Origin of the sequence: Micromonospora sp. URMC 103 (genome assembly GCF_051386435.1) — a bacterium.
In the GTDB taxonomy this organism is placed as follows: domain Bacteria; phylum Actinomycetota; class Actinomycetes; order Mycobacteriales; family Micromonosporaceae; genus Micromonospora.
In genome coordinates this window covers 5,001-28,233 of record NZ_JBPQTR010000006.1, presented here as the reverse complement: position 1 = coordinate 28,233, position 23,233 = coordinate 5,001, and the positions used below count along the sequence as shown (strand labels likewise).

At 72.2% G+C, this 23,233-nt stretch carries 24 protein-coding genes and 2 tRNA genes (1 of these 26 running past the window's edge); 21 read left to right on the top strand and 5 right to left on the bottom strand.

Annotation, left to right across the window (positions count from 1 at the left end; all coding sequences use genetic code 11):
• Window positions 1-127: 127 nt before the first annotated feature.
• Genes ACSNOA_RS26365 through ACSNOA_RS26340 form a run of 6 tightly spaced genes read left to right on the top strand, consistent with a single transcriptional unit; the run spans window position 128 to window position 4,380 of the window.
• A complete protein-coding gene (locus ACSNOA_RS26365; protein ID WP_436662490.1) occupies window positions 128-556 on the top strand; it encodes a RidA family protein in 429 nt (142 codons plus the stop codon).
• A complete protein-coding gene (locus ACSNOA_RS26360; RefSeq protein ID WP_436662489.1) occupies window positions 553-1,077 on the top strand; it encodes a 3-hydroxyanthranilate 3,4-dioxygenase in 525 nt (174 codons plus the stop codon). Before ACSNOA_RS26365 ends, ACSNOA_RS26360 begins: the two co-directional genes overlap by 4 nt.
• Window positions 1,077-2,105 (top strand): amidohydrolase family protein, encoded by a 1,029-nt coding sequence (locus ACSNOA_RS26355; protein ID WP_436662488.1) that lies wholly within the window; start codon window positions 1,077-1,079, stop codon window positions 2,103-2,105. Before ACSNOA_RS26360 ends, ACSNOA_RS26355 begins: the two co-directional genes overlap by 1 nt.
• Window positions 2,106-2,153: 48 nt before the next feature.
• The gene (locus ACSNOA_RS26350; protein WP_436662487.1) at window positions 2,154-3,617 is read left to right on the top strand and encodes an amidase; all 1,464 of its coding nucleotides are present in this window, start codon (window positions 2,154-2,156) and stop codon (window positions 3,615-3,617) included.
• Window positions 3,618-3,674: 57 nt separating this feature from the next.
• Window positions 3,675-3,983, top strand: a complete 309-nt coding sequence (gene ctaJ, locus ACSNOA_RS26345) for an aa3-type cytochrome oxidase subunit CtaJ (protein ID WP_436662486.1) — start codon at window positions 3,675-3,677, stop codon at window positions 3,981-3,983.
• Entirely contained in the window at window positions 3,970-4,380 is a 411-nt protein-coding gene (locus ACSNOA_RS26340; protein WP_436662485.1) for a DUF5130 family protein, read from the top strand. Before ctaJ ends, ACSNOA_RS26340 begins: the two co-directional genes overlap by 14 nt.
• 187 nt (window positions 4,381-4,567) lie before the next feature.
• Here ACSNOA_RS26340 and pepN read toward each other — a convergent pair whose 3' ends face one another.
• Window positions 4,568-7,114 (bottom strand): aminopeptidase N, encoded by a 2,547-nt coding sequence (gene pepN / locus ACSNOA_RS26335; RefSeq protein ID WP_436662484.1) that lies wholly within the window; start codon window positions 7,112-7,114, stop codon window positions 4,568-4,570.
• A 217-nt stretch (window positions 7,115-7,331) separates the two neighbouring features.
• On the opposite strand from pepN, the gene ACSNOA_RS26330 reads away from it, so the two are divergent.
• The 4 genes from ACSNOA_RS26330 to ACSNOA_RS26315 all read left to right on the top strand — a co-directional run bounded on the left by ACSNOA_RS26330 (window position 7,332) and on the right by ACSNOA_RS26315 (window position 10,325).
• Window positions 7,332-7,958 carry a mycothiol-dependent nitroreductase Rv2466c family protein gene (locus ACSNOA_RS26330; protein WP_436662483.1) on the top strand — a complete coding sequence of 209 codons (627 nt, stop codon included), beginning with the start codon at window positions 7,332-7,334 and terminating at the stop codon, window positions 7,956-7,958.
• A 152-nt stretch (window positions 7,959-8,110) separates the two neighbouring features.
• The gene (locus ACSNOA_RS26325; RefSeq protein WP_436662482.1) at window positions 8,111-8,509 is read left to right on the top strand and encodes a hypothetical protein; all 399 of its coding nucleotides are present in this window, start codon (window positions 8,111-8,113) and stop codon (window positions 8,507-8,509) included.
• An 87-nt stretch (window positions 8,510-8,596) separates the two neighbouring features.
• Window positions 8,597-9,793, top strand: a complete 1,197-nt coding sequence (locus tag ACSNOA_RS26320) for a DUF1015 family protein (RefSeq protein ID WP_436662481.1) — start codon at window positions 8,597-8,599, stop codon at window positions 9,791-9,793.
• Window positions 9,794-9,857: 64 nt separating this feature from the next.
• Window positions 9,858-10,325: a ribose-5-phosphate isomerase gene (locus ACSNOA_RS26315; RefSeq protein ID WP_436662480.1), complete on the top strand. Its 468-nt coding sequence runs from the start codon at window positions 9,858-9,860 to the stop codon at window positions 10,323-10,325.
• Window positions 10,326-10,342: 17 nt separating this feature from the next.
• On the opposite strand, the gene ACSNOA_RS26310 is transcribed toward ACSNOA_RS26315, so the two are convergent.
• Entirely contained in the window at window positions 10,343-10,681 is a 339-nt protein-coding gene (locus tag ACSNOA_RS26310) for a hypothetical protein (protein ID WP_436662479.1), read from the bottom strand.
• A gap of 235 nt (window positions 10,682-10,916) precedes the next feature.
• Between ACSNOA_RS26310 and ACSNOA_RS26305 the strand changes: the two genes are divergently transcribed.
• A complete protein-coding gene (locus tag ACSNOA_RS26305; protein ID WP_436662478.1) occupies window positions 10,917-11,459 on the top strand; it encodes a hypothetical protein in 543 nt (180 codons plus the stop codon).
• Window positions 11,460-11,608: 149 nt separating this feature from the next.
• On the opposite strand, the gene ACSNOA_RS26300 is transcribed toward ACSNOA_RS26305, so the two are convergent.
• Together ACSNOA_RS26300 and ACSNOA_RS26295 are read right to left on the bottom strand one after the other, a co-directional pair.
• Window positions 11,609-11,875: a hypothetical protein gene (locus tag ACSNOA_RS26300; RefSeq protein WP_436662477.1), complete on the bottom strand. Its 267-nt coding sequence runs from the start codon at window positions 11,873-11,875 to the stop codon at window positions 11,609-11,611.
• Between the two features lie 112 nt (window positions 11,876-11,987).
• Window positions 11,988-14,129 carry a M14 family zinc carboxypeptidase gene (locus tag ACSNOA_RS26295; RefSeq protein ID WP_436662476.1) on the bottom strand — a complete coding sequence of 714 codons (2,142 nt, stop codon included), beginning with the start codon at window positions 14,127-14,129 and terminating at the stop codon, window positions 11,988-11,990.
• A gap of 164 nt (window positions 14,130-14,293) precedes the next feature.
• Between ACSNOA_RS26295 and ACSNOA_RS26290 the strand changes: the two genes are divergently transcribed.
• From ACSNOA_RS26290 to ACSNOA_RS26275, 4 genes are all read left to right on the top strand, one after another.
• Window positions 14,294-15,334, top strand: coding sequence for an L-dopachrome tautomerase-related protein (locus tag ACSNOA_RS26290; protein ID WP_436662475.1), 1,041 nt, complete (start codon window positions 14,294-14,296; stop codon window positions 15,332-15,334).
• Window positions 15,335-15,697: 363 nt separating this feature from the next.
• Entirely contained in the window at window positions 15,698-16,372 is a 675-nt protein-coding gene (locus ACSNOA_RS26285) for a TOPRIM nucleotidyl transferase/hydrolase domain-containing protein (protein WP_436662474.1), read from the top strand.
• A 345-nt stretch (window positions 16,373-16,717) separates the two neighbouring features.
• Window positions 16,718-17,047, top strand: coding sequence for a DUF4304 domain-containing protein (locus tag ACSNOA_RS26280; RefSeq protein ID WP_436662473.1), 330 nt, complete (start codon window positions 16,718-16,720; stop codon window positions 17,045-17,047).
• A 523-nt stretch (window positions 17,048-17,570) separates the two neighbouring features.
• Window positions 17,571-17,708 (top strand): integrase, encoded by a 138-nt coding sequence (locus ACSNOA_RS26275; protein ID WP_436662472.1) that lies wholly within the window; start codon window positions 17,571-17,573, stop codon window positions 17,706-17,708.
• A 92-nt stretch (window positions 17,709-17,800) separates the two neighbouring features.
• Here the strand turns inward: ACSNOA_RS26275 and ACSNOA_RS26270 are convergent.
• A tRNA-Gly gene (locus ACSNOA_RS26270) sits at window positions 17,801-17,871 on the bottom strand.
• Window positions 17,872-18,265: 394 nt separating this feature from the next.
• On the opposite strand from ACSNOA_RS26270, the gene ACSNOA_RS26265 reads away from it, so the two are divergent.
• From ACSNOA_RS26265 to ACSNOA_RS26240, 6 genes are all read left to right on the top strand, one after another.
• Window positions 18,266-18,339, top strand: a tRNA-Pro gene (locus tag ACSNOA_RS26265).
• Between the two features lie 145 nt (window positions 18,340-18,484).
• Complete coding sequence (gene tig / locus ACSNOA_RS26260) at window positions 18,485-19,837, top strand: trigger factor (RefSeq protein WP_436662471.1); 1,353 nt, start codon at window positions 18,485-18,487, stop codon at window positions 19,835-19,837.
• 170 nt (window positions 19,838-20,007) lie between these two features.
• Complete coding sequence (locus ACSNOA_RS26255) at window positions 20,008-20,649, top strand: ClpP family protease (protein WP_436662470.1); 642 nt, start codon at window positions 20,008-20,010, stop codon at window positions 20,647-20,649.
• Window positions 20,650-20,659: 10 nt separating this feature from the next.
• Window positions 20,660-21,322 (top strand): ATP-dependent Clp protease proteolytic subunit, encoded by a 663-nt coding sequence (locus ACSNOA_RS26250; RefSeq protein WP_436662469.1) that lies wholly within the window; start codon window positions 20,660-20,662, stop codon window positions 21,320-21,322.
• Between the two features lie 206 nt (window positions 21,323-21,528).
• Window positions 21,529-22,821, top strand: a complete 1,293-nt coding sequence (clpX, locus tag ACSNOA_RS26245) for an ATP-dependent Clp protease ATP-binding subunit ClpX (protein ID WP_436662468.1) — start codon at window positions 21,529-21,531, stop codon at window positions 22,819-22,821.
• An 84-nt stretch (window positions 22,822-22,905) separates the two neighbouring features.
• On the top strand, window positions 22,906-23,233 hold the start of the coding sequence (locus ACSNOA_RS26240; RefSeq protein WP_436662467.1) for a carbon-nitrogen hydrolase family protein. 470 nt of this gene lie beyond the right edge of the window; the window shows 328 of its 798 coding nt (coding positions 1-328); its start codon is at window positions 22,906-22,908; its stop codon lies beyond the right edge, outside the window.

The following is a 23,233-nucleotide window of genomic DNA, read 5'->3' as shown; positions in this document are numbered from 1 at the left end:
TCGGCGTTGGGGGTTCCGGGCAGCCCGGGCGGCTCCGGGCGGTCAGGCTTGATCCCTCCGCCGGCCGGGCTGCCCGGAACGCGGTCGTGGTCGTTGTTCGCGCGTCCGTCCCCGGGCGTGGTGTGTCGTGAGTGGTGAAGCGTTGGTCGTCGCGGGGAAGGCCGTCCCGCGCGGGGCGTTCCCGCACGTCAAGGTGGCCGGCGGCTTCGTCTTCGTCTCCGGCACGTCCTCGCGCCGCCCGGACAACACGTTCGCGGGTGTGCGGGTGGACGAGTTCGGCACGACCGACCTCGACATCCGCGCGCAGACGCGGGCCGTCATCGAGAACGTCCGCGACCTGTTGCGCTCGGTGGGCGCGGACCTGTCCGACCTGGTCCAGGTCACCTCGTACCTGGTCAACATGAACGACTTCGGCGGCTACAACGAGGTGTGGGCGGAGTTCTTCGACGCCACCGGGCCCACCCGCACCACGGTCGCCGTGCACCAACTGCCGCACCCGCACCTGCTCATCGAGATTCAGGCCGTGGCCCTTCTCCCGTCAGGAGGTCAGTCGTGAGCGAGATCGCCGAGCCGTTCAGCTTTCCCGGGTGGATCGCCGAGAACCAGCACCTGCTCAAGCCGCCGGTCGGCAACAAGGAGATGTTCCCCGGCGGGGACGACTTCATCGTGATGGTCGTCGGCGGGCCCAACCAGCGGACCGACTTCCACGTCGACCCGTACGAGGAGTTCTTCTACCAGGTCAAGGGCAACATGCACATCAACCTCATGCTTCCCGAGGGGCCGCGTACGGTGCACGTGCGCGAGGGTCAGATGTGGATGCTGCCGCGCAACACCCCGCACTCGCCGCAGCGCCCAGAGGCCGGCTCGATCGGCGTCGTGGTGGAACGGGTCCGGGAGGAGGGCACCCTGGAGAGGTTCCAGTGGTACTGCCCGCAGTGCGGCCACAAGGTGCACGAGGTGGAGTTGCAGGTCCGCGACATCGCGGCCGACCTGCCGCCGGTCTTCCAGGCGTTCTACGGCGACGAGAAGGCCCGCACCTGCACGAGCTGCGGCGCGCTGCACCCGGGCAAGGGCTGATGGGCGGTCCGGCCGCCGCGCCGCCGGTCGTCGACGTGCACACGCACGTCGTACCGAAGGGATGGCCGGACCTCGGCGCCGCGTGCGGCGGGTCCGGCTGGCCCTGGCTGCGGGTCGACTCCGAGCGCGCCGCCATGATCATGGTGGGTGAGACGGAGTTCCGGCCGGTCGGCGCCGAGTGCTGGGACGCGCCGACACGACTGGCCGACATGGACGCCGACGGCGTCGACGTGCAGGTCGTCTCACCCACGCCGGTCTTCTTCAGCTACGACCGCCCCGCCGACCAGGCCGTGAAGGTCGCCCGGATCTTCAACGACCTCACGCTGACGGTCACCGCCGCGGGCGGACCGCGGCTCGTGCCGTTCTGCCAGGTGCCGCTCCAGGACCCGGACGCGGCCTGCGCCGAGCTGGACCGCTGCCTCGCGGCCGGCCACGCCGGTGTGGAGATCGGCAACCACGTGGGCGACCGCGACCTGGACGACGCGGGCGTGGTCACCTTCCTCCAGCACTGCGCGCACGTCGGCGCCCCGGTCTTCGTCCACCCCTGGGACATGCCCGGCGGCCCGCGCCTCGACCGGTGGATGGCCCGCTGGCTCAGCGGCATGCCGGCCGAGACCCACCTGTCGCTGCTGGCGCTGATCCTCGGCGGCGTCTTCGACCGGGTCCCCGACACGCTGCGGATCTGCTTCGCGCACGGCGGCGGCAGCTTCCCGTTCTGGCTCGGCCGTGCCGACAACGCCTGGCACCGCCGTGGCGACCTGGTCCGCGGCGCCTCGACGGCACCGCCCAGCGCGTACGTCGACCGGTTCCTGGTCGACTCGGTGGTCTTCGACCCGGCCGCCCTGCGGCTGCTCGTCGACACCATGGGCGAGGACCGGGTGCTCGTGGGCAGCGACTACCCGTACCCGCTGGGGGAGCGCCCCGTCGGCCAGGTGGTCCGCACGGCCGACTTCCTCACGGCCGGCCAGCGCGACAAGCTGCTCTCCCGCAACGCCCTGCGCTTCCTCGGCCGGCCCGTTACCGACTGACGGCCGTGTCTGCGCGCCCGGCGGCCGGCGGACGGGCAGGATGAGGGCATGGCCGAGCCGCACGACCTGACCGCGCTGGAGCAGGCCGCCGCCATCGCCCGCGGCGAGCTGTCCAGCGTGGAACTCGTCGAGCACCACCTGCGCCGGGTGGACGCGCTCGGCGACACCGTCGGCGCGTTCGTCACCGTCACCCCCGAGCGTGCGCGGGACGCCGCCCGGGCCGCCGACGCGGCGCCCGCCGACGCGCGAGGGCCCCTGCACGGGACACCGACCGCGATCAAGGACCTGACCCTGACCGCCGGGGTCCGGACGACCTTCGGCTCCGCGGCCTTCGCCGACTTCGTGCCGCCCGTCGACGCCGACGTGGTGCGGTTCATGGCGGCGGCCGGCATGGTGAGCCTCGGCAAGACGACCACCTCCGAGCTGGGCTGCTCGCTCTACTCCGAGGGCCTCGTCGCGCCGCCGGCGCGCAACCCGTGGGACATCGCGTACACGGCGGGTGGCTCCAGCGGCGGCGCGGCCGCCGCCGTGGCGGCCGGGCTGGTGCCGGTGGCCCAGGGCTCCGACGGCGGTGGCTCGCTGCGCATCCCCGCCGCGCTCTGTGGTCTGGTCGGCTACAAGCCGAGCCGCGGGCTCGTCTCCGGCGGGCCAATCGGCTTCGGCGCGTTCGGCCTGCCCACACACGGCCCCATGAGCCGTACGGTCGCGGACGCCGCCGCCCTGCTCGACGTGCTGGCCCAGCCGGTGCCGGGCGAGCCCTACCTGCCGCCGGTCGCGCCGCCCACCGGCTACCTCGGCGCCGCCCGCGCCGCGGTCCCCGGCCGGCTGCGGATCGGCCGGTTCACGGCCCCGATGCTCGCCGAGGAACCGGTCCACCCCGACTGCGTGGCGGCCGTCGACCGGGCCGCCGCGCTGCTCGCCGCCGCCGGACACGAGGTGGTCGACGTTCCCGCGCCGCTCGGCCCCGCCGCGTGGCCGCTGTTCGAGGTCGTCTGGTACGTGCTGGCGCTCGCCCCGGTGCCACCGGAGCGGGAGAGCCAGCTCCTGCCCCTCACCCGGTTCCTGCGGGCCCGGGGCGCCGAGGTGTCGGCAGGGACGCTGTCGGCCACGCTCGGCGAACTCCAGGCCCAGGTACGCCTCGGCGTGCGCCGTACCGCCGGGTGCGACCTGTTGCTCTGCCCCACCCTCGCGGCGCCGCAGGCGCCCGTCGGCTGGTTCAGCGCCGACGGCGACCCGGCGGCCGATTTCGACCGGCAGCGGCGGTTCTCGCCGTACTGCGCCATCTTCAACGTCACGGGTCAACCGTCCGTCTCGCTGCCGGTCGGCGAGACGGCGGCGGGGCTGCCGGTGGGGGTCCTCCTCACCGGCCGGTACGGTGACGACGCACGGCTGATCGCCACCGCTGCGCAACTGGAGCACGCCAGTGGCGGGTGGGATCGCCACCCCGCAATCTGGCGGGCCGTCGGCTCCGCTAACGTGAAAGGCAGCGGAGTCGGGCGGTCGACGCCCTGACCCTGTCCACCCGACCTTGATGCTCGAGGTCCCTTCTTCCGCCTGGGGGCGTTGGGATTGTCTGTTACCGACACGTTGCTGATCTACGTCGGCATCCCGGCGGCAGCCGTACTGGTGATCGGCGGTCTGGCGTACGTGGTCAGCCGCGGTGGCGGCGGTGGTGGCGGCGCCAAGCGCTACCGGCCGGGCCGGGCCTTCGACTTCACTCCGGTCTGGTTCCTGGCCCGCCCGGAGCAGCTGGCCGACGCGGCCGGCACCGCCCTGGCAGCGGGCGCGCAGGCGCCGGCGCTGACCAGCCGCAAGCAGGAGCAGGCCGGCCGGGAGGCGCCGGCCGGTGGAACCGGAGGCGCAAGTGACCGTTGGTGAGGAGACGCAGGTCGGCACGGGCACCCCGCCGGAGGTGCTGGACGGCCCGTTCTCGACCCGGCAGCTGCTGCGTATCGACGAGGCGCTGCGCCTGGCCGACCAGGGGACCGGACTGGTCTTCTCGGTCTTCGTGGGCGGCCTCGACGAGCCGATCCGCGAGCACGCCGAGCGGCTGCACCGGCAGCTCGCCGACCCGGACCGGTCGGTGCTGATCGCCGTCTCGCCCAACCAGCGGCAGCTGGAGATCGTGACCGGCCGGCACGCGCGCAAGCGCATCCCGGACACGTACGCCAAGCTCGCCGCCCTCTCCATGGTGGCGGCGTTCGGCGGCGGTGACCTGGCCGGCGGCATCATCAACGGCCTCGACCAGCTCGCCAGCCACGCCGGCAAGGGCTGAGCCCTTCTCGTACGACGAAGCCCGGCCCGCGGTACGCGGGCCGGGCTTTCTCGTCCTTGGTCAACGGGGCCAGGCGGAGGGCTCCACCACCATCGGCCACGGCTCGGTGACCTCGACGGGGTCGTCCGGCCCGGGGCGGGCGCGGGTCTCCACCCACGCCGGCCCCGGGCCGCCTCCGATCGTCGCGTCAGGCGCTGCGCGCGTCGCGCTCGCGGGCCTTCAGGGCGCGGACCACGCCGTCGCGGCCCTCGGCCACCAGCCGGCGCAGCGGCGCCGGGTGGCCGTCCCCGCCCAGCCAGACGTCGGTGGCCGCGACCGTGTCGTCGTCCACCAGGTACGCCGGGTAGGCGAGCTGGGCGAACTCCTGCGCCGGCTCGCTGTCGCGGCTGGCCCAGACCTCGCCGACGGCGGCGAAGTACCGCTCCCGGTACGGTGCCACCAGCTCGACCTGCGTCGGGTGCGTGAAGCCCTGCAGCAGCGCCCGGTGTCGCCAGTTCGGAAGCGCCTCGGGCCCGGTGAGCAGGGCCCACACGGCGGCCTTGTTCTCCGCGGTCGGCACCAGCGCGTTCACGTACGCCGCCTCACGCTCGCCACTGGCCGTCCGATCCCGTGCCAGCTCGGCCTCCACGTCGGCGGCCCCGGCCGCCCCGTTGGCGACGAGCGCCGCGAGCACGCCCCAGCGCAGCTCGGTGTCGATGCTGAGACCGGACGGCACCTGCGTGCCGTCCAGCCAGCCCCGCAGGGTGGCCAGGTCCTCGCTGCCACGTGCCGCCGAGGCGTACGCCCGGGCCCAGGCCAGCTGGAAGCCGCTGCCCGGCTCGGCGGCGGCGAGGGCGGCCTTCGCGGTGCGGGCCAGCTCCGCCCAGCCGGTCGGCGCCCAGGCCGGGTCGGCGTACAGGGTGAGCGTGGTGGTGGCCTGGCGCAGGGTCGCGGTGACCAGGTTGATGTCGGTCTCGGCGGGCAGCCCCGCCATCACGAGCGCCACGTAGTCGCGGGCGGCGAGCTCGGCGTCACGCGTCATGTCCCACGCCGCCGTCCAGCAGAGCGCGCGGGCCAGCGACGACTCGAAGCCGGCGATGTGCTGCACGACGGTGGCCATCGACGCCTCGTCCAGCCGCAGCTTGGCGTACGTGAGGTCGTCGTCGTTGAGCAGCAGCACGTCGGCGGCCCGGACGCCGGCCAGGTCGGTCAGCTCGGTCCGCTCGCCGGTGACGTCCACCTCGAACCGCTCCCGGCGGACCAGCCGCCCGTCGGTCAGGTCGTAGAGGCCCACCCCGATCCGGTGGGTGCGCAGCGTCGGGTGACCGGCGGGGGCCTCCTGCCGGACCACCACCCGCTCGTACGCGCCGTCGGCGCCGACGGCCACCCCCGGCCGCAGCGTGTTCACCTGGGCGGTCTCCAGCCACTGGGCCGCGAACTTGCGCAGCTCCCGGCCGGATGCCGCCTCCAGCTCGGAGAGCAGGTCGTCGAAGGTGGCGTTGCCCCACGCGTGCTTGCCGAAGTACGCGCGCAGGCCGGCCAGGAACGGCTCCTCGCCGACGTACGCGACGAGCTGCTTGAGCACGCTCGCGCCCTTGGCGTACGTGATGCCGTCGAAGTTGACCTCGACGGCCTCCATGTCCGGCATCTCCGTGTAGACCGGGTGGGTCGAGGAGAGCTGGTCCTGCCGGTAGCCCCAGTTCTTCCGGATGGACAGGAACGTCGTCCACGCCTCGCGGAAGCGGGTGGCGTTGGTGTTGCACCAGTGGCTGGCCCACTCGGCGAACGACTCGTTGAGCCACAGGTCGTTCCACCAGCGCATGGTGACGAGGTCGCCGAACCACATGTGCGCCAGCTCGTGCAGGATCGTGTTGGCCCGCTGCTCGTACTCGAAGTCGGTGACCTGCGAGCGGAAGATGTAGTGCGACTCGGCGTGGGTGACGCAGCCGAAGTTCTCCATGGCGCCGGCGTTGAAGTCGGGCACCCACAGCTGGTCGTACTTCGGCAGCGGGTAGCGGACGCCGAACTGCTCGTGGAAGAAGTCGAAGCCCTGCTTGGTGATCAGGAAGAGGTCGTCGGCGTCCAGGTACCGCGCCATCGAGGCCCGGCAGAACACTCCCAGGTCGATGCCGTCGTGGCTGTCGCGCACCTCGTGGTACGGCCCGGCGCAGAGCGCCGTGATGTAGGTGCTCATCCGCACCGACTGCGCGAAGTGGAGGGTCTTCAGGCCCTCGCCGGCCGGCTCCTCCCGCTCCACCGGCATGTTGGACACCACGCGCCAGTGGTCCGGGACGGTGGCCCGCCAGGTGTAGACGCTCTTCAGGTCGGGCTGGTCGAAGCACGCGAACACGCGCTGGGCGTCGGCCGTCTCGAACTGGCTGTAGAGGTACGTCTCGCCGTCGACCGGGTCGACCGTGCGGTGCAGGCCCTGCCCGCTGTTGGAGTACGCGAAGTCGCCTTCGACGAGGAGCGTGTTCTCGCTCTGCAGGTCGGTGAGCGTCAGCCCCTTCTCGGCGGACCAGCCGGAGAGGTCGACCGGCGACCCGTTCAGGGTGGCCGACCGCACCGAGTCGGCGGCCACCTCGATGAAGGTGCTCGCGCCCGGCTCGGCGCAGCGGAACCGGACCTCCGTGGTGGACCGGAACGTGCGGCCCTCGGCCTGCACGGCGGTCGACAGGTCCAGACTGATGTCGTACCCCGTCACCTCGAGCAGGCGTGCCCGCTCGGTCGCCTCGACCTGCGTCAGGTTGCGCACTCCCGGCACTGTTCGTCTCCATCCCACTCGCGCTTACGCCCGCCGCGCCGTCCGCCGGCCACTCCTGGTGGTCGGCCCGGAACCGAGTCTTGCACGCACCGGCGCGCCGCGGTGGCCGAGGTCACGCTCTCATTCCGCTGCCGGTCGATGTGCCCCGGGGTGAGGATCGGGGAAGGCGCCGCGTGGTACGGCGCCCCCGTCGTGAAGGGACCGCACCGTGAGCGAACGTGTCGCCGTCGACATGTGGTTCGACCCGGCCTGTCCGTGGGCCTGGATCACGTCCCGTTGGCTGCTCGAGGTCGAACGGGTCCGTGACGTGGACATCCGTTTCCACGTGATGAGCCTGTCCGTGCTCAACGAGAGCCGGGACTACCTGCCGGAGGACTATCGGGAGTTCCTGAGCACCGCCTGGGGCCCGGTACGGGTCTGCATCGCCGCCGAGCAGCGCTACGGCAACGACGTGCTGCGCCCGCTCTACACCGCCTTCGGCACCCGGATCCACCTGGGGAAGGAGCAGCGCGGCCCGGAGCTGTACGCCGCCGCGCTGGCCGACGCCGGGCTCGACCCGGAGCTGGCCGCGGCCGCCGACAGCACCGAGTACGACGAGGCGCTGCGGGCGAGCCACGAGGCCGGTATGCGGCCGGTCGGCCAGGAGGTCGGCACCCCGGTCATCCACGCCCCGGGCCCGGACGGCGGCACCGTCGCCTTCTTCGGCCCGGTGATCACCCCGGCCCCCAAGGGGGAGGCGGCCGGCCGGCTCTGGGACGGAGTCCTGCTGGTCGCCGGCACCCCCGGCTTCTACGAGCTCAAGCGGACCCGGGAGCTGGGGCCGATCTTCGACTGACGCGGAAGGGCCCCTGTCGTCGCCGCCGGCGCGGCAGGGGCCCTGTTAACACCGTTACGGCGCCCGTCACCGGGGCGCCGCCGATCTCGTTTGGCTCGATGTCCGCCGCAGCCGTTCGCAGTCCGCAATTCGCAGCTCGTGGAGGCATCCCGATGGCCAAGCACCGCCGCGTGTCCGGTGACGACGCGCCGATCAAGCAGGAGCCGGCCGACGTGCCCGCGTACTGGTCGGTCGACGACTCCCGCTGGCCGACGGTCCGGCCCGATCTGCCCGAGCACGTGGCCGACCTGCTCGCGCCGCCGATCGTGGTGGGCGTGGCCCGGGTGGCGGCCACGTCCCGGCTCACCCCGCCCGGCGCGGCCCCGGCCCGCCGTACCCCGCCCACGCCGGCCACCCGCGGCCCGGTCGGCCCCAATAGTGGATCCGGCCCGGTCGGATCCGGTCCGGTCGGCGGCAGCCCGGTCGGCGCGGGCCCGGTGGGCGGCGGCCCCGTCGGCGCGACTCCGGTCGGTGCCGGTCGGCATCGCCGGGCGGCCGAGCGCCGGCACTGATCCGCCGGCCGCGCCGTGCTTTCACCTGGTGGACCACGGCGCGGGTCCGCGTCCCCGCCCGGCACGGCGACGGTAGCGTCAGCGGGCATGACGATCGTGCATCCGATCGCCCGGGCCTGGATCACCACCGGCGGCACCGGCGCGCAGAACTACGACGAGTTCGCCGACGACGCGGAGATCACCGCGATCATCGAGGCGAACCCGCACAGTGCCCTCGGCATCGAGATGCCGCACCGGGCTCCGGAGAGCCTCGGGGAGTCGTTCCTCGACGCGCTGCCCGACGCCGTCGCCCGGCTCGGCGAGGCGAAGGCCGACGGCAGCTACACCCCGGCCGAGCAGGTCGTGGTGCTCTACCGGATCAGCGCGCCGGGGGAGGACCCGGCGTACGGGCTCTTCGCCATGGTGGACACGGACCAGATCTCCACCCGGGCCGACGAGCCGGGCCTGGTGATCCGCAACGAGGACGTCTTTCTCGCCAAGGTCCGGGAGCGGGTCGCCCTGGCCCACGCGCTCGGGCACCTGCTCTCACCGGTGCTGCTGCTCCAGACCGGGCGCGGGGAGGAGCTGCACGAGGCGCTCGCCGCCGCGACCGAGTCGGCGGGCGCCCCCGCCGCCACCGACACCGACCAGGCCGGCCGCACCCACGCCATCTGGCTGGTGGGCCCCGGCCCCGAGCAGGACGCGCTGACCGCGCTGGCCGGCGGCGGCGAGCTGGTGGTCGCCGACGGCAACCACCGCAGCCTCGCCGCGCAGACCGGTGACCTGCCGCGCTTCCTGGCCGTCGTCACCACGCCGCGGTCGGTGGCCATCCAGCCGTACAACCGGCTCGTGAGCGAGCTGACCACCAGCGGCGACGAGCTGCTCGACCGGCTCCGCGCGGCCGGCGCCGGCATCACCCCGATCGACGGCCCGGTCGAGGTTCCCGCCGCCGGCGGCACCGTCCACCTCCGGCTCCCCGGCCGGGGGTACGCCGTGACGCTGCCGCACGTCGGCGGTGGCCGGCTGGAGAACCTCGACCACGCCCTGGTCGAGCGGCTCGTGCTGCGGGACGCGCTGGGCCTCGACCCGGGCGACAAGCGGATCACCTACGTGGGCGGCGACTACCCGGCGAGCTGGCTGACCAGCGAGGTCGACGCCGGCCGCGCCGAGCTGGCCGTGCTCATCGCCCCGGTGACTGTCGACGACTTCGTCGCGGTGAACCTGGCCCGGGAGAAGATGCCGCGTAAGAGCACCTGGTTCACGCCGAAGGCGCGTGGTGGCCTGGTGGTCGCCGAGCTGCTGTGACGAAAACGCCCCGGGGGCGCCGCCCGCGCGGCGCGCCCGGCGGCGGCCTGACAGACTGCGCGGTATGCGCGTCTACCTGGGTTCCGACCACGCCGGCTACGAGCTGAAGGTGCACCTGGCCAGCTACCTGGCCAATCAGGGGTACGAGGTGGTGGACGTCGGGCCGCACGTCTTCGACCCCGACGACGACTACCCGGTCTTCTGCTTCCACACCGGCGACCGGGTGGTGGCCGACGCCGGCAGCCTCGGAGTGGTCATCGGCGGGTCCGGCAACGGGGAGCAGATCGCCGCCAACAAGATTGCCGGGGTGCGGGCCGCGTTGGCCTGGAGCGTCGAGACGGCCCAACTGGCACGCCAGCACAACGACGCCAACATCGTGGCCGTCGGCGCCCGCCAGCACACCCTCGACGAGGCGTCCGCCATCGTCGAGGCGTTCCTCACCACGCCGTTCTCCGGCAACGAGCGGCACGCGCGGCGCATCGCCCAGGTCGCCGCGTACGAGAAGAGCCGCGAACTGCCCCCGCTGCCCTGACCGGCGGCGCCCGCCGCTCAGCGCGGCGAGCGGGGCAGGTCCTCGCGGGGCACCCAGTTGCGCCGTACGACGACCACCCGCGCCTCCGCCTCGGCCAGGTCCTCCTCGGTCGGCCGCGCGGCGTCCCGGGCGCGGAGGGCGGCGCTCGGCCCGACCTGCGACGAACCCGAGCCGACGAGACCGCGCAGGCCCCGTTCGCCCTCCCGCTCGTCGACCGCTGGACCGCGGCGCCGGGGCGGCTCCCCGTCGTGCACGCCCGCCGTGCTGGCCGACACGCCCTCGGCTTCCGAGCCCGCCGCGTCGACGCCACCCCCGTGGTGCCGCAGCCGCCGTCGCCGTCGCTCCGCATCACCCATTCCCCGACCGTACCGCCCCCACCTCCCGGCCTCGCGATCTTGCACTTTCGGCCCCCGCCTCGCGGCTCTTGTCCCTTGTGCCGGGGCACAAAGCGCAAGATCGCGGGGGTTGGGCGGGGTGAGGGCGGGCGGGAGTGGGCGTGCGGCGGGTGGTGGCGGGCTCGGCGGGCGATTTGCCGGGTGGCTACCCTCGGATCCAGGCGCCGAAGGTGGTGCCGGTCAGGGGGAGGACGAGATGGCGGACCAGACACAGCCGTGGGCGGAGCGGACCGTCGAGGTGCCGCCGCAGCCCGGGGTCGTGCCACCGCAGCGCGACGGTTTCCGCCGGGGCGTCGCCTCGGTCGGCCAGCAGCGGGCGCCGCGTACCGAGCCGTTCCCCACTGTCGAGCAGGAGCCGACGGGCACCGGCTGGCCCGGTGAGGCGACGCCCCGCCGGCCGATGAGCTGGCACCTCGCGCAGCTCCGGCGCGGCGGCGAGTGGAGTGCCGCGGCCGGCCTCTTCGCGTTCGTCTGCTGGGGAATCTGGGCCATCTCCGGCGGCGGCAACCTCACCGGCCCGTTCCTGATCCTCGTGCTCAGCCTGCTGGTCGCGGTGGGCCTCTTCGCGCTGTCCCAGCTGGTCGGCCGGGTGGTCCTCGAGCGGCAGATGGGCCGCGTCCGGCGAGGCGCCCGCGGCGCTCACCTCGTGACGGCCGTGTTCCTCGTGGGGCTCGGCGTCGCCTGGCTCCAGCAGACCGAGTGGGTCGTCTCCGCCTGGAACTGGATCACCGGGCACTGACCCCGGCGGTACGCCCGGGCGGGCCGGCACACGCCGCCCGCCCGCGCGCCCGGTCGCGGGTACGCCGCGACACCGGCCGTCCCCCACCAGGATGCCGCTTCTTACCCGGCCGGCCGCGGTTCATCCGTGCCGGCCGGGCCCGCGTGCGGTCAGTGGGTGCCGCCGTGTCCCTCGGCGTCGGCCCGGGGCGAGGCGACCCGGGCGGCCGGGTCCTCGACACCGGGCTCGCCGCCGTCCGGCGCCACCATGCCGTCGTAGTTGTAGATCGTGCCGCCGTCGTCGTGCTGCTTCGTCGTGCGGATGTAGCGGTGGAACATGCCGTCGATCTCGAGTTCGACGAGGGCGTCGCCGCCTGCGTCGTGAGTGCTGCCGTCCCGTGGGCCACCGACGAGGTGTGCCGTGCTCTTCGTGTCCATACCGAAGCCGTACCCGGGTGATCCCCGCGCAAAACGGACGGCACGTGGTGCCCGGTCACGGGTGCCGGCGGCGCGGGCCGGCCGGTGCGTCCCGGCCGGCCCGCACCCGTCGTCAGCCCTCCTGGGCGGCCGCGTAGTCGCGGGCGACCCGGACCATCTCCACGAGGCCGCCGGCGTACTCCTGCGATTCGCCGTGTGCCTCGTCGAACGGCGGCTGGAAGCCGACGCCCTCCCACTGGCCGGTGGCCGCGTTCCAGCGGTCGTTGCCCACCTCGAAGTCCCAGGCGAAGATGCCCAGCTCGTAGTACAGCTCGTCGGCCGAGTTGCCGGCGGCCGAGTAGAGCACGTCCGCCACGGGACCGGTCTGGGACGGCCAGGTGACCGTGCCGCGCTCCTGGGCGATGGCGCCGACGATCCGCCGGGCGCTGTCGAGGAACAGCTTCGACTCGTCGATCGACGGGCGCGGCAGGGTGACCCGCCCGTCGGCCTTGTACGCCCCCGGCGGCCACATGAAGTACCCGCCGTACGAGTGCACGTTCATCGCGAACCGGATGTTGCTGTGCTCCCGGGCCAGCGCGATGACGTTGCGGCTCTCCGCCTCGGACAGCTCGCGGGTCCCCGAGTAGGTGCCGGAGAGGCAGTTGCCGCTGCCGCCCACGTACCCGTCGAAGTAGGAACCGACCGTGTAGTTGCGGTTCAGGTCGACGCCCCACGAGTTGCGGTTACGCGGATCGCGGCTGGTCCCGGTGCAGTGGTTCACCAGGTTCTTGCGCTGGAAGTTGTAGTCGTGGAAGGAGTAGTTGGCGCCGTCCGGGTTCACCGTCGGGATCACGAAGATGTCGACCTGCTCCAGCAGCTCCCGGGTGGCCGCGTCGGTGCGCGCGTTGGCCAGCATCCGCTCCGCGAACTCCAGCGTGACGAGCGGCGTCGCCCACTCCCGGGCGTGCTCCTGGGAGTACGCGAGCACGCCGATCCGCGACCCGTCCCGGTGTACGCCGATGCGCAGCGCCTGGACCGTCCACGGCTTGGTCGGCACCTCGGTGCCCTGCAGCCCGTCGTCGAGGCGGGCCGGCCCCGCCACCGGCATCGGCAGGCCCGCCGAGCCGTCCTCCACGAACGCCTGGAACCGGTCGCCGAACCGGCCGTTGATGGCGGCGGCGACCTGGTCGGTCGTGCTCGTGACGGCGCCCGCGCCGTCGGTGGCCAGGGAGACGGTCAGCACCCGGTCCCGGTACGAGACGGCGAGTGGCCGGTTGGCGCGGCCGGGGTCGACGGTACGGACCTGGACGCCGTTCATGCCCTGGTCGCCGAAGCGCACCGACTCCACGACGACCGCCGCGGCCGCCGGGTCGCCGAGGTACGCCACGGCGGTGCGCCGGTAGCCCTGGGTGCGGTTCGGCAGGTCGATCACGTCGACGAGGTCGCGGTACTGGCGGGCGAGCCGCTTGATCCGCGCCTGGATGTCCACCGGCGTGAGGTACGCGTCGATGAAGTCCTTCTGGTAGCCCTCCGGCAGCGGCGGCGGGGCGGCGTTGGGCCAGACGGTCGGCGTGACCGGGCGGGTGACGCCGCCGAGGCTGGACGTGGCGGTCACCTGCACGGGCCGGGCCGGCACCGGCTGGGGAAGCGCGTAGTGGTACTGGTACTCGCCGGAGTCCTCGAACCGGAACAGCGGGAACGAGCCCGTCCGCCCGTCGGCCGTCCGCCAGCTCACCGTGATCTCGACGTCGGGGTCGTCGGTGGCCGTGGTCGCCACCTCGGTCTGCACGAACGTCTGCCCGTTGCTCGTCCACCAGTACGCCTGGAGGAACTGGAGCGTGTCGGTGGCCGCCGCGGCGGTCGTACGCTGGTCGGCGGCCGGGGCGCGGAGCCCCGCCTTGGTGCGGGCCTGCGCCGCGCGGACGCTGTCCGCGAAGTGTCGGGCGCCGTCACCCGCCCGCTGCACCACCTGGAGCGCGGTGGCCCCCTGCGCCGTCAGCTCGGCGAGCTGCGCACCGGTCAGCACCACGTCGGCCAGCACCCGCCCGTCCGCCGAGCGGGGACGGTTGGCGAGGTCGGCGCCGCGGGCGACGAGCTGGTCGAGCTGCGCCTGGTCACGTAGCTGGACCCGGACCACGGCGGTCTCGCCGCTGGCCAGGGTGACCGTGGGTCGTGGCGCGGCCGGGGCGGCCGTGCCGGAGCCGGGTTGGGACAGAACCGCGCTGACCAGGATCCCTGCGGTCGCGGCGGCCGCCCACCGTCGTCGGACGATCATGTGCCCTCCTGACGGAAGTCGATGTCACTGCCGTTTACACACCAGTCCATAGATCGATTTCTGTCAAGACACCGCCCCGGCGGTGGCGGTGTTTCGTGGGGGCGGACCGGGGAAGGCAGCGCGTGCCAGGATCCGTGTCACCCGGGCCGCACCAGGGGAGCGTCATGTCGCTGCCGACCACGCAGGACCCCCGGCTGCAACCGGTGGTGGCCAACGACCGTGTGTGCACCGGCGTGACCACGCTCGACGGGCGCGTCTTCGTGAGCTACCCGAGCGCCGACGGACCGGGCATCCAGGTCGCCGAGGCGATGCCGGACGGCCGGCGGGTGCCCTTTCCGGACGAGTCGTGGAACGCCGTTCGCGACGAGCCCCGCCCCGACGGGGCGTACGTGCACGTCAACGGCCTGCGCGCCGGGCCGGACGGCCGGCTGTGGATCATCGACGCGGGCGCGCCGGGGCTCGGCCGGCCCCAGGTGCCCGGCGGCGCCCGGCTTCTCGTGTTCGACCCGGCCACCGCCGCCGTGACCCGGATCTACGACCTCGCGGCCGCCGTCCGGGACACCAGCTACGTCGACGACGTGCGCTTCAACGGCGGTACGGCGTACCTCACCGACGCGGGCGCGCCGGGTCTCCTCGTGCTCGACCTGGCCTCCGGGAACGTCCGCCGGGTGCTGGACGGACACCCGAGCACCGTCGGCCGCCCGCTCGTCGCCGACGGCGAGGTGCTGCACGATCCGGACGGCGCCGAGGTCGTCCTGCACGTCGACCAGCTCGAGGTGTCCCCCGAGGGGCGGCACCTCTACTACCAGCCGGCGTCCGGGGGCATGTCCCGGATCGAGACCCGCTGGCTCGACGACCCGGCGATCACCCCGGACACCGTGGCCGCGCACGTCGAGCCCTGGATCGACACGCCGACGACAGGCGGCACGGCCATCGACGCGACGGGCACCATCTACCTCGGCGACGCCGAGCGGCGACGCGTCCTCACGATCACGCCGGACCGGGAGGTGGCGACGCTGGTCGCCGACCCCCGCCTGGCCTGGGTGGACGCCATGTGGATCGACGCCGACGGCGACCTCTGGCTGCCCGCGGCGCAGCTGCACCGCACACCGGGCCTCGCCGGAGGAGCGCAGCGGGTCGACTACCCGGTCTGGATCTACCGGATGAGCGTCGGCGCGCCGCCCGCGCCGAACGACCACGCCTGACGCGGACCGTGGCGCGTGCCGGTTCCCGCGCCGGCCGAACGGGGACCGGTTGCTCCCGACGCTAGTTCCCGCGCCCGGCAGTGTCGTCGCGAAAGTCGATCTCGAAGGTCGGGTGGTCGGGCGGTATCCCGCGAGCTCCCCGTCGACATGGGCGCCGAGCAGCACCCAGCGGGGATCCGCGGCCAGCCGGGGGAAACGGTCTCGATGGGCGTCGCGGTGATCACCGTGATCGACTCCGTTTCGCCGATCTGGCGGTATCCGGAGCATCGGGATCCCGCCAGATCGCCGGAACGGTGTCGATCAGACGGAATGGGCGGGCTAAATCCCTGGTCGGGCACCGGCGTATCGCCGATGATGGCGGCCATGGCGACGAGCGGGCGAGCTGACGCGTTCACGTTCCCCGCCGAGGCGCTCGACGGCCACCTGGGTGGCAATGCCGCGTCGATCCGGGCGACGGCCCGGGCCCTGGCCAAGGTCGAGTCCGCCGCCGCCGTGGTGCTCGTCGAGGGCATCAGCGACCAGGTGGCGCTGGAAACCGCCGCGGTGGGCCGCGGCCGGGATCTCGAAGCGGAGCGGGTGGTGATCGTGCCGATCGGTGGGGCGCACGCGATCGGCCGCTTCCTGACGAGGTTGGCACCCCTGGACACCGGGATACGGCTCGCCGGTCTCTGCGACGTACGTGAGGAGGAGGTGTTCCGGCGTGGACTGGCCGCCACCCGCGACGGCTTCCCCCGCACCCGCGCGGAGATGGAGGATCTCGGGTTCCACGTCTGTGTGAAGGACCTGGAGGACGAGCTGATCCGCGCCCTGGGCGTCGCACAGGTCGAGGCGCTCTTCGACGCGAAGGGCGACCTCCGCACGTACCGCTCGTTCCAGAGCCAGCCCGCCTGGCGCGGCCGGGAGCCCGAGGCGCAGGTGTGGCGCTTCCTGCGCAGCAGCTCACGTCGTAACCTGCGCTACGCGCGCCTGCTCGTCGAGGCGGCGCTCGACCGGGACGCCCTGCCTCGACCGCTCGACGCGCTGCTCGCCACCGTCTGACACCCCGCTGTTCCCCGGCACTCGAGGGCAACTGTGGGCGTGAGCTACGGCCCACGGATGGCCCGCAAGATCGAAGCGGGAGCGGCCGACCGGCCCAGGATCGGGGGATGCAGCCTCTGACCTTGGCCGGAGGCTGGTGGAGCGGGCGACGGGAATCGAACCCGCACCGTCAGTTGGAAGGACGAAGATCCCGACCCCAAAGGGTCTGGTGGGCGAGGTCAAGGCAGCGAGGGTGTGACCGTTCGTGCCCTCCGATGACCGCCGGGGGCATCGGCTACTGGCACGTGGATGGCATGGTGCTCCGATGGACCCTCAGAGCGCCAGCGCCGAGCAGGGAGCGACGCGATGACTGCTCAGGACGCCTACAACGCGGTGCTGCGCGAGGTTGTAGCTCCCGCCCTCCGAGACATGGGTCTGAAGGGATCAGGCAAGCTGTACCGGCTTGACGACGAAGTTTGCTGGGCGCGGCTCGGATTCCAGTCATCGGTGTACAACACGGCTGAGCGCGCGAAGTTCACGGTCAACTTGTTGCTGGTGGATAAGGGCGCATGGACCCGGAGCCGGGAGGAAAGACCTCACTTGCCCGAGACGCCCTCGGCGAACACCTACTACGGCCTACTACGGCGACCCGGTCTGGTCGAGACGCATCGGTGCTCTCATGCCATCGGGGCGTGACCATTGGTGGACGATCACGGGTCCGGGGGATGCGCCAAACGTCGCGGCGGAAGTCGTGGCGGCCATTCGGAAGTTCGGCCTTCCTGCGTTGCTCGCCCGCCGCACTGCAATCAGCGACAGCTGAGTTGATCCTCGCCGCTCCTGGTCTGGCGACTGCCCGACGAGGTGATCCGCCGCGGCATCTCTGAGGAGGGCCGGGGTTCGGGGCAGAGCCCTGAGGTCTTCAGGTCGTGTCTACCCCAAGCGTGGCCGGCCGGCCCGGCCGATGCCGGCCGAAGGTCGCCAACAGGCCAGGGCCGGGCCGGCGCGGCCCGCTTTGCGGGCCGCTGATCGGGTCTGTCAAACGAACGGCACCTCTCTGTGTCAAGTCGTCGGCAACAGGGAGGTCTCGTTCGTCTTACAGTTCCCTGGCGCCACCAGATGCTTGACATGCTCACATCAACGGTGAGGTCGGGTCGCTTCATCGCCCTGCGGGTCGTAGATCGTCAGCCCATATCGCGTTGCAAGATCCAGGATCAGTTCGATGGAGCTGATGCACCGCATGGGACACGCCACCATGCGCGCCGCCCTGATCTACCAGCACGCCACCAGCGAGCGGGACCGCGAGATCGCCTCCGCGATGGACCGCCGGATTGCCGGTGAGGGCCGACGCCGCCGTTGAATGGCACGCGGATGGCACGCAAGATCGAAGATGGGGGAGATGCGGACGGCCCAGGTGCCGCGATCTTGCGGTCTGCCTGGGCCTTCGTGGGGAGCGGGCGACGGGAATCGAACCCGCACCGTCAGTTTGGAAGACTGAAGCTCTGCCATTGAGCTACGCCCGCGTGCGCCCCGACACGCAGGGACGCGCCGACAGCGTACCGAATCTCCTCGTCGCCCGCGCAGCCCTACCCGCCCGCGGCCGCCACCCGACCAATGCCACCCGACCAACGCCGCCCGGCCAAGATCCGCACACGTTCGGGGAAAGTGCTGCCTCCACCCGCCGGCGAGGCCGCACTTTCCCCGAAAGTGCGGCCTCCTCGCCGCCCGGCGGCCCGGCACCCCGCCCGCCCGCCGCCCGGCCTCCTCGCCGCCTGGCGGCCCGGCGCCCCGCCCGGCACCCCGCCCGGCCGCCCGTCGGCCGGAGGCGGCGGACGGGTGCGGAAGAGGGCGAAGTGTCGGGTTGGCCGTGCCCCGAGGCCCGAGCCGGCCCGCGACGGCATACACTCTTCGTCGCCACGGGGTGTGGCGCAGCTTGGTAGCGCACTCGCTTTGGGAGCGAGGGGCCGTGGGTTCAAATCCCGCCACCCCGACTGTCGTCCGCGGCCGGGTCGTCCCCGGGTGCCGCCGGTTTCCGCGCGGTCCCCGGGCGCTGCCGGAGTGCCCGGCCGGCTCGCCTACACTCGATGGGCTGAATACACGCCCAGACTCAACTGAGATCCGTCAAGGAGTACGCCTGTGAAGAGCACCGTCGAGACTCTGAGCCCGACGCGCGTGCGGCTCGCCATCGAGGTGCCGTTCGTCGAGCTCGAGCCGAGCCTCAGGAAGGCGTACCGGGAGATCGGCCAGCAGGTCCAGGTTCCCGGCTTCCGTCGGGGCAAGATCCCGCCGGCCGTGATCGACCAGCGGGTGGGCCGGGGGACCGTCCTCAACGAGGCGGTGCAGGAGGCCATCCCCGAGAACATCATGGCCGCGGTGCGGGAGCACGACCTGAAGACGCTCGGCCGCCCCGAGGTCGAGATCACCGAGTTCAACGACGGTGACTCGCTGAATTTCACCGCCGAGGTCGACGTCCGCCCGGAGATCACCCTGCCCGACCTGGCCGCCCTCGAGGTGACCGTGGACGAGCTGCAGATCGACGAGAGCGAGATCGACGAGCAGGTCAAGAACCTGCGCGAGCGGTTCGCCACGCTGAAGACCGTCGAGCGGGCTGCTCAGGAGGGCGACTACGTCCAGATCGACCTGAACGCCACCGTCGACGGCGAGGATGTGCCGGGCGGCTCCGCCACCAACATCTCGCACGAGGTCGGCAGCAAGCAGCTCCTGCCGGGCCTGGACGAGGCCGTGGTCGGCCTCGCGGCCGGTGAGAGCACCACCTTCAGCACGCAGCTCGTGGGCGGCGACTTCGCCGGCCGGGACGCCGACGTGTCGGTGACCGTGCGCACGGTCAAGGAGAAGGAGCTGCCGGAGCTCAACGACGAGTTCGCGCAGATGGCGAGCGAGTTCGACACGATGGACGAGCTCCGCAACGACCTGCGGGAGCGGGTCTCCCGCGGCAAGCAGGTCGAGCAGATCTACGCCGCGCGGGACAAGGCGCTGGAGCAGCTGGTCGCCGCCGCCGAGGTGCCGGCGCCCGAGGGCGTCGTCCGCGAGGAGGTCGCGAGCCGCAAGCAGGCCATGGTCGACCAGCTCGAGCGCATCGGCGCCAGCCTGGAGGACTACCTCGCCTCGGAGGAGAAGACCGAGGAGCAGATCGACGCCGAGCTGACCGAGGCGGCCACCGAGGGTGTGAAGGTCCAACTCCTGCTGGACACCCTCGCCGACGCCGAGAACGTCGAGGTCTCCGACGACGAGTTCGGCCACGAGATCGTGCACCGGGCCCAGCGCGCCGGGATGGCCCCGCAGCAGTACTACGACCAGCTGGTGCGCTCGGGCGCCGCGCCCGCCGTGTACGGCGACGTGCGGCGCGGCAAGGCGCTCGCCTCGGTCATGGAGCGGATCACGATCAAGGACACCGCCGGCAACGAGGTGACCCTCGACGCGCTGCGGGCCGCCAACGAGGCCGAGCACAACCACGACCACGAGCACTGACCGTCGGGTGAGGCCGCCGTCCGCCGGTCCCGGCGGGTGGCGGCCACAACCCTTTTCCGGGTACGTCCCGACGGTGCTGCGCTGAGAGCGAACAGTGCCACGACCGGGACTCTGCCGCCCGGGCGAGCGGTTAGTGTCGGGTAGGACGGTACGGAGAGCGAAGGGCTGCCATGACCGACATGCACATCCCACCGAAGCCGCTGCGGGCGCTCGACGCCCGAGGTGGCGACAGCATTGGCAACCTCGACGACTCGGTCTACAACCGGTTGCTCAAGGAGCGCATCATCTTCCTGGGCAGCGAGGTGACCGACCAGGTCGCCAACCGCATCTGCGCGCAGCTGCTGCTGCTCGCCGCGGAGGACCCGGACCGCGACATCAACCTCTGGATCAACTCGCCGGGTGGCTCGGTCTACTCCGGCATGGCGATTTACGACACGATGCAGTTCATCGACAACGACGTGTCGACCGTGGCCATGGGCATGGCCGCCTCGATGGGCCAGCTGCTGCTCTGCGCGGGCACCAAGGGCAAGCGCTACGCCCTGCCGCACGCGCGGATCATGATGCACCAGCCCTCGGGCGGCATGGGCGGCACCGCCGCCGACATCGCCATCCAGGCGGAGCAGATGCTCTACACGAAGCGGATGTTCCAGGAGCGGGTCGCGCACCACACCGGTCAGTCCGCCGCGCAGATCGAGGCGGATTCGGACCGCGACCGTTGGTTCACCGCCCAGGAGGCCGTTGACTACGGCTTCATCGACAAGGTCATCACCGGAGCCACCCAGGTTCCGGAAGGTGCCGGGACCCTGAGCTGAGGAGCTGACGATGACCGACCTGAGTTTGCCGCCCCAGTTCGCGGCCGTGCACAACCGCTACGTGCTGCCGTCGTTCGTCGAGCGCACGTCGTACGGGGTCAAGGAGTCGAACCCGTACAACAAGCTCTTCGAGGACCGGATCATCTTCCTCGGCGTGCAGGTGGACGACGCGTCGGCCAACGACGTGATGGCCCAGCTGCTGACGCTCGAGGGCACGGACCCGGACCGCGACATCATCATGTACATCAACTCGCCGGGCGGCTCGTTCACCGCCATGACGGCGATCTACGACACCATGCAGTACGTCCGGCCGGACATCCAGACCGTCTGCCTCGGCCAGGCCGCCAGCGCGGCGGCGGTGCTGCTCTCCGCGGGCACCCCGGGCAAGCGGATGGCGCTTCCGAACTCGCGGATCATCATCCACCAGCCGGCCACCGAGGGCGGCTACGGGCAGGGCTCGGACATCGAGATCCAGGCTCGGGAGATCCTGCGGATGCGGACGCAGCTGGAGGACATGCTCGCGCGGCACTGCAACCAGCCGATCGAGAAGGTCCGCAAGGACATCGACCGGGACAAGATCATGACGGCCGAGGAGTCCCGCGAGTACGGGCTGGTCGACACGATCCTGACCAGCCGCAAGAAGGGTCTGCTGGCCGCCAACGCCGCCAGCTGAACAGCACCGGGTTGGAGGTCGGCCGGGGCGTTGATCCCGGCCGACCTCTGACACACCCGTTTTGGGGGTCGGAGAAACTCCCGCCAGCGGGTAACGTCGGTTCCGTACCGCTTCGCCGGTCGGCCGGCGAAGCGAACGAGACGGGCGGGGTAGCCTCCGCGGGTCATGGCCGGGCCTCCGGCCGGTTGAGTGCAGGGAGAACGTAGGTGGCACGGATCGGTGACGGCGGCGACCTACTGAAGTGCTCCTTCTGCGGCAAGTCGCAGAAGCAGGTCAAGAAGCTCATCGCGGGGCCCGGGGTCTACATCTGCGACGAGTGCATCGATCTCTGCAACGAGATCATCGAGGAGGAGCTGGCCGAGTCCGGCGAGGTGAAGTGGGAAGAGCTTCCCAAGCCGATGGAGATCTGCCAGTTCCTCGACAACTACGTCGTGGGGCAGGACCAGGCCAAGAAGGCGCTCGCCGTGGCGGTCTACAACCACTACAAGCGCATCCAGGCCGAGGCGGCCGGCGCGCCGGGCTCCGGCGACGCCGTGGAGCTGGCCAAGTCCAACATCCTCCTGCTCGGTCCGACCGGGTGTGGCAAGACCCACCTGGCGCAGACGCTGGCGCGCATGCTGAACGTCCCGTTCGCGATCGCCGACGCCACCGCACTGACCGAGGCCGGCTACGTGGGCGAGGACGTGGAGAACATCCTCCTCAAGCTCATCCAGGCCGCCGACTACGACATCAAGCGCGCCGAGACGGGCATCATCTACATCGACGAAGTCGACAAGATCGCCCGCAAGTCGGAGAACCCGTCGATCACCCGGGACGTCTCCGGTGAGGGCGTCCAGCAGGCGCTGCTCAAGATGCTGGAGGGCACGGTCGCCAACGTGCCGCCGCAGGGCGGCCGGAAACACCCGCACCAGGAGTTCATCCAGATCGACACCACCAACGTGCTCTTCATCTGCGGTGGTGCCTTCGCGGGGCTGGATCAGATCATCGAGGCGCGCACGGGGCACGGCGGCACCGGGTTCGGCGCCCGCCTCCGGGCGGTCTCCGAGCGCTCGACGGACGACATCTTCAGCCAGGTGATGCCGGAGGACATGCTGAAGTTCGGGCTGATCCCCGAGTTCATCGGCCGGCTTCCGGTGATCACCAGCGTCCGGAGCCTGGACCGGGACGCCCTGGTCCGGATCCTCACGGAACCCCGCAACGCTCTGGTCCGGCAGTACCAGCGCCTCTTCGAGCTGGACGGCGTCGAGTTGGAGTTCGATCCGGCGGCCCTGGAGGCGATCGCCGACCAGGCCATGTTGCGCGGCACCGGCGCCCGGGGCCTCCGGGCGATCATGGAAGAGGTCCTGCTCTCCGTGATGTACGAGGTGCCGAGCAACCCCGACGCCGCCCGGGTGCTCATCACCCGCGAGGCCGTCCTCGAGAACGTCAACCCGACGATCGTGCCGCGCGAGTTCACCGGCCGGCGCGCCCGCCGCGACCGCGAGGAGAAGTCCGCCTGATTCGGGCGTGAGGTTCGTCGGCGCGGGCTCCTCGGTCCGTATCCGGCCCTGTCCCGCTGCCGGCGGTCCCCGTACGCTGAGCCCATGCGCGTCGCCGTCTGCCAGTTGAACGCCCGGGACGACCGCAAGGCGAACCTCGCCGCCGCGGAGGCGCTGCTGGAGCGCGCCGCCGCCGGCGGCGCCGACCTCGCGGTCCTTCCCGAGTACGTGGACTACCTCGGGCCGGCCGCCGGCCTGCCGGATCCGGAGCCCGTCGACGGGGAGGTCGGGCAGTTCTTCGCCGGGGTCGCGCGCCGGCTGGGCATCTGGCTGGTGGCCGGCTCGTTCCACGAGGCCGGTCCGGATCCGGAGCACACCTGGAACACCTCGTTGGTCTTCGACCGCACCGGCACACTGGCCGCGAGCTATCGGA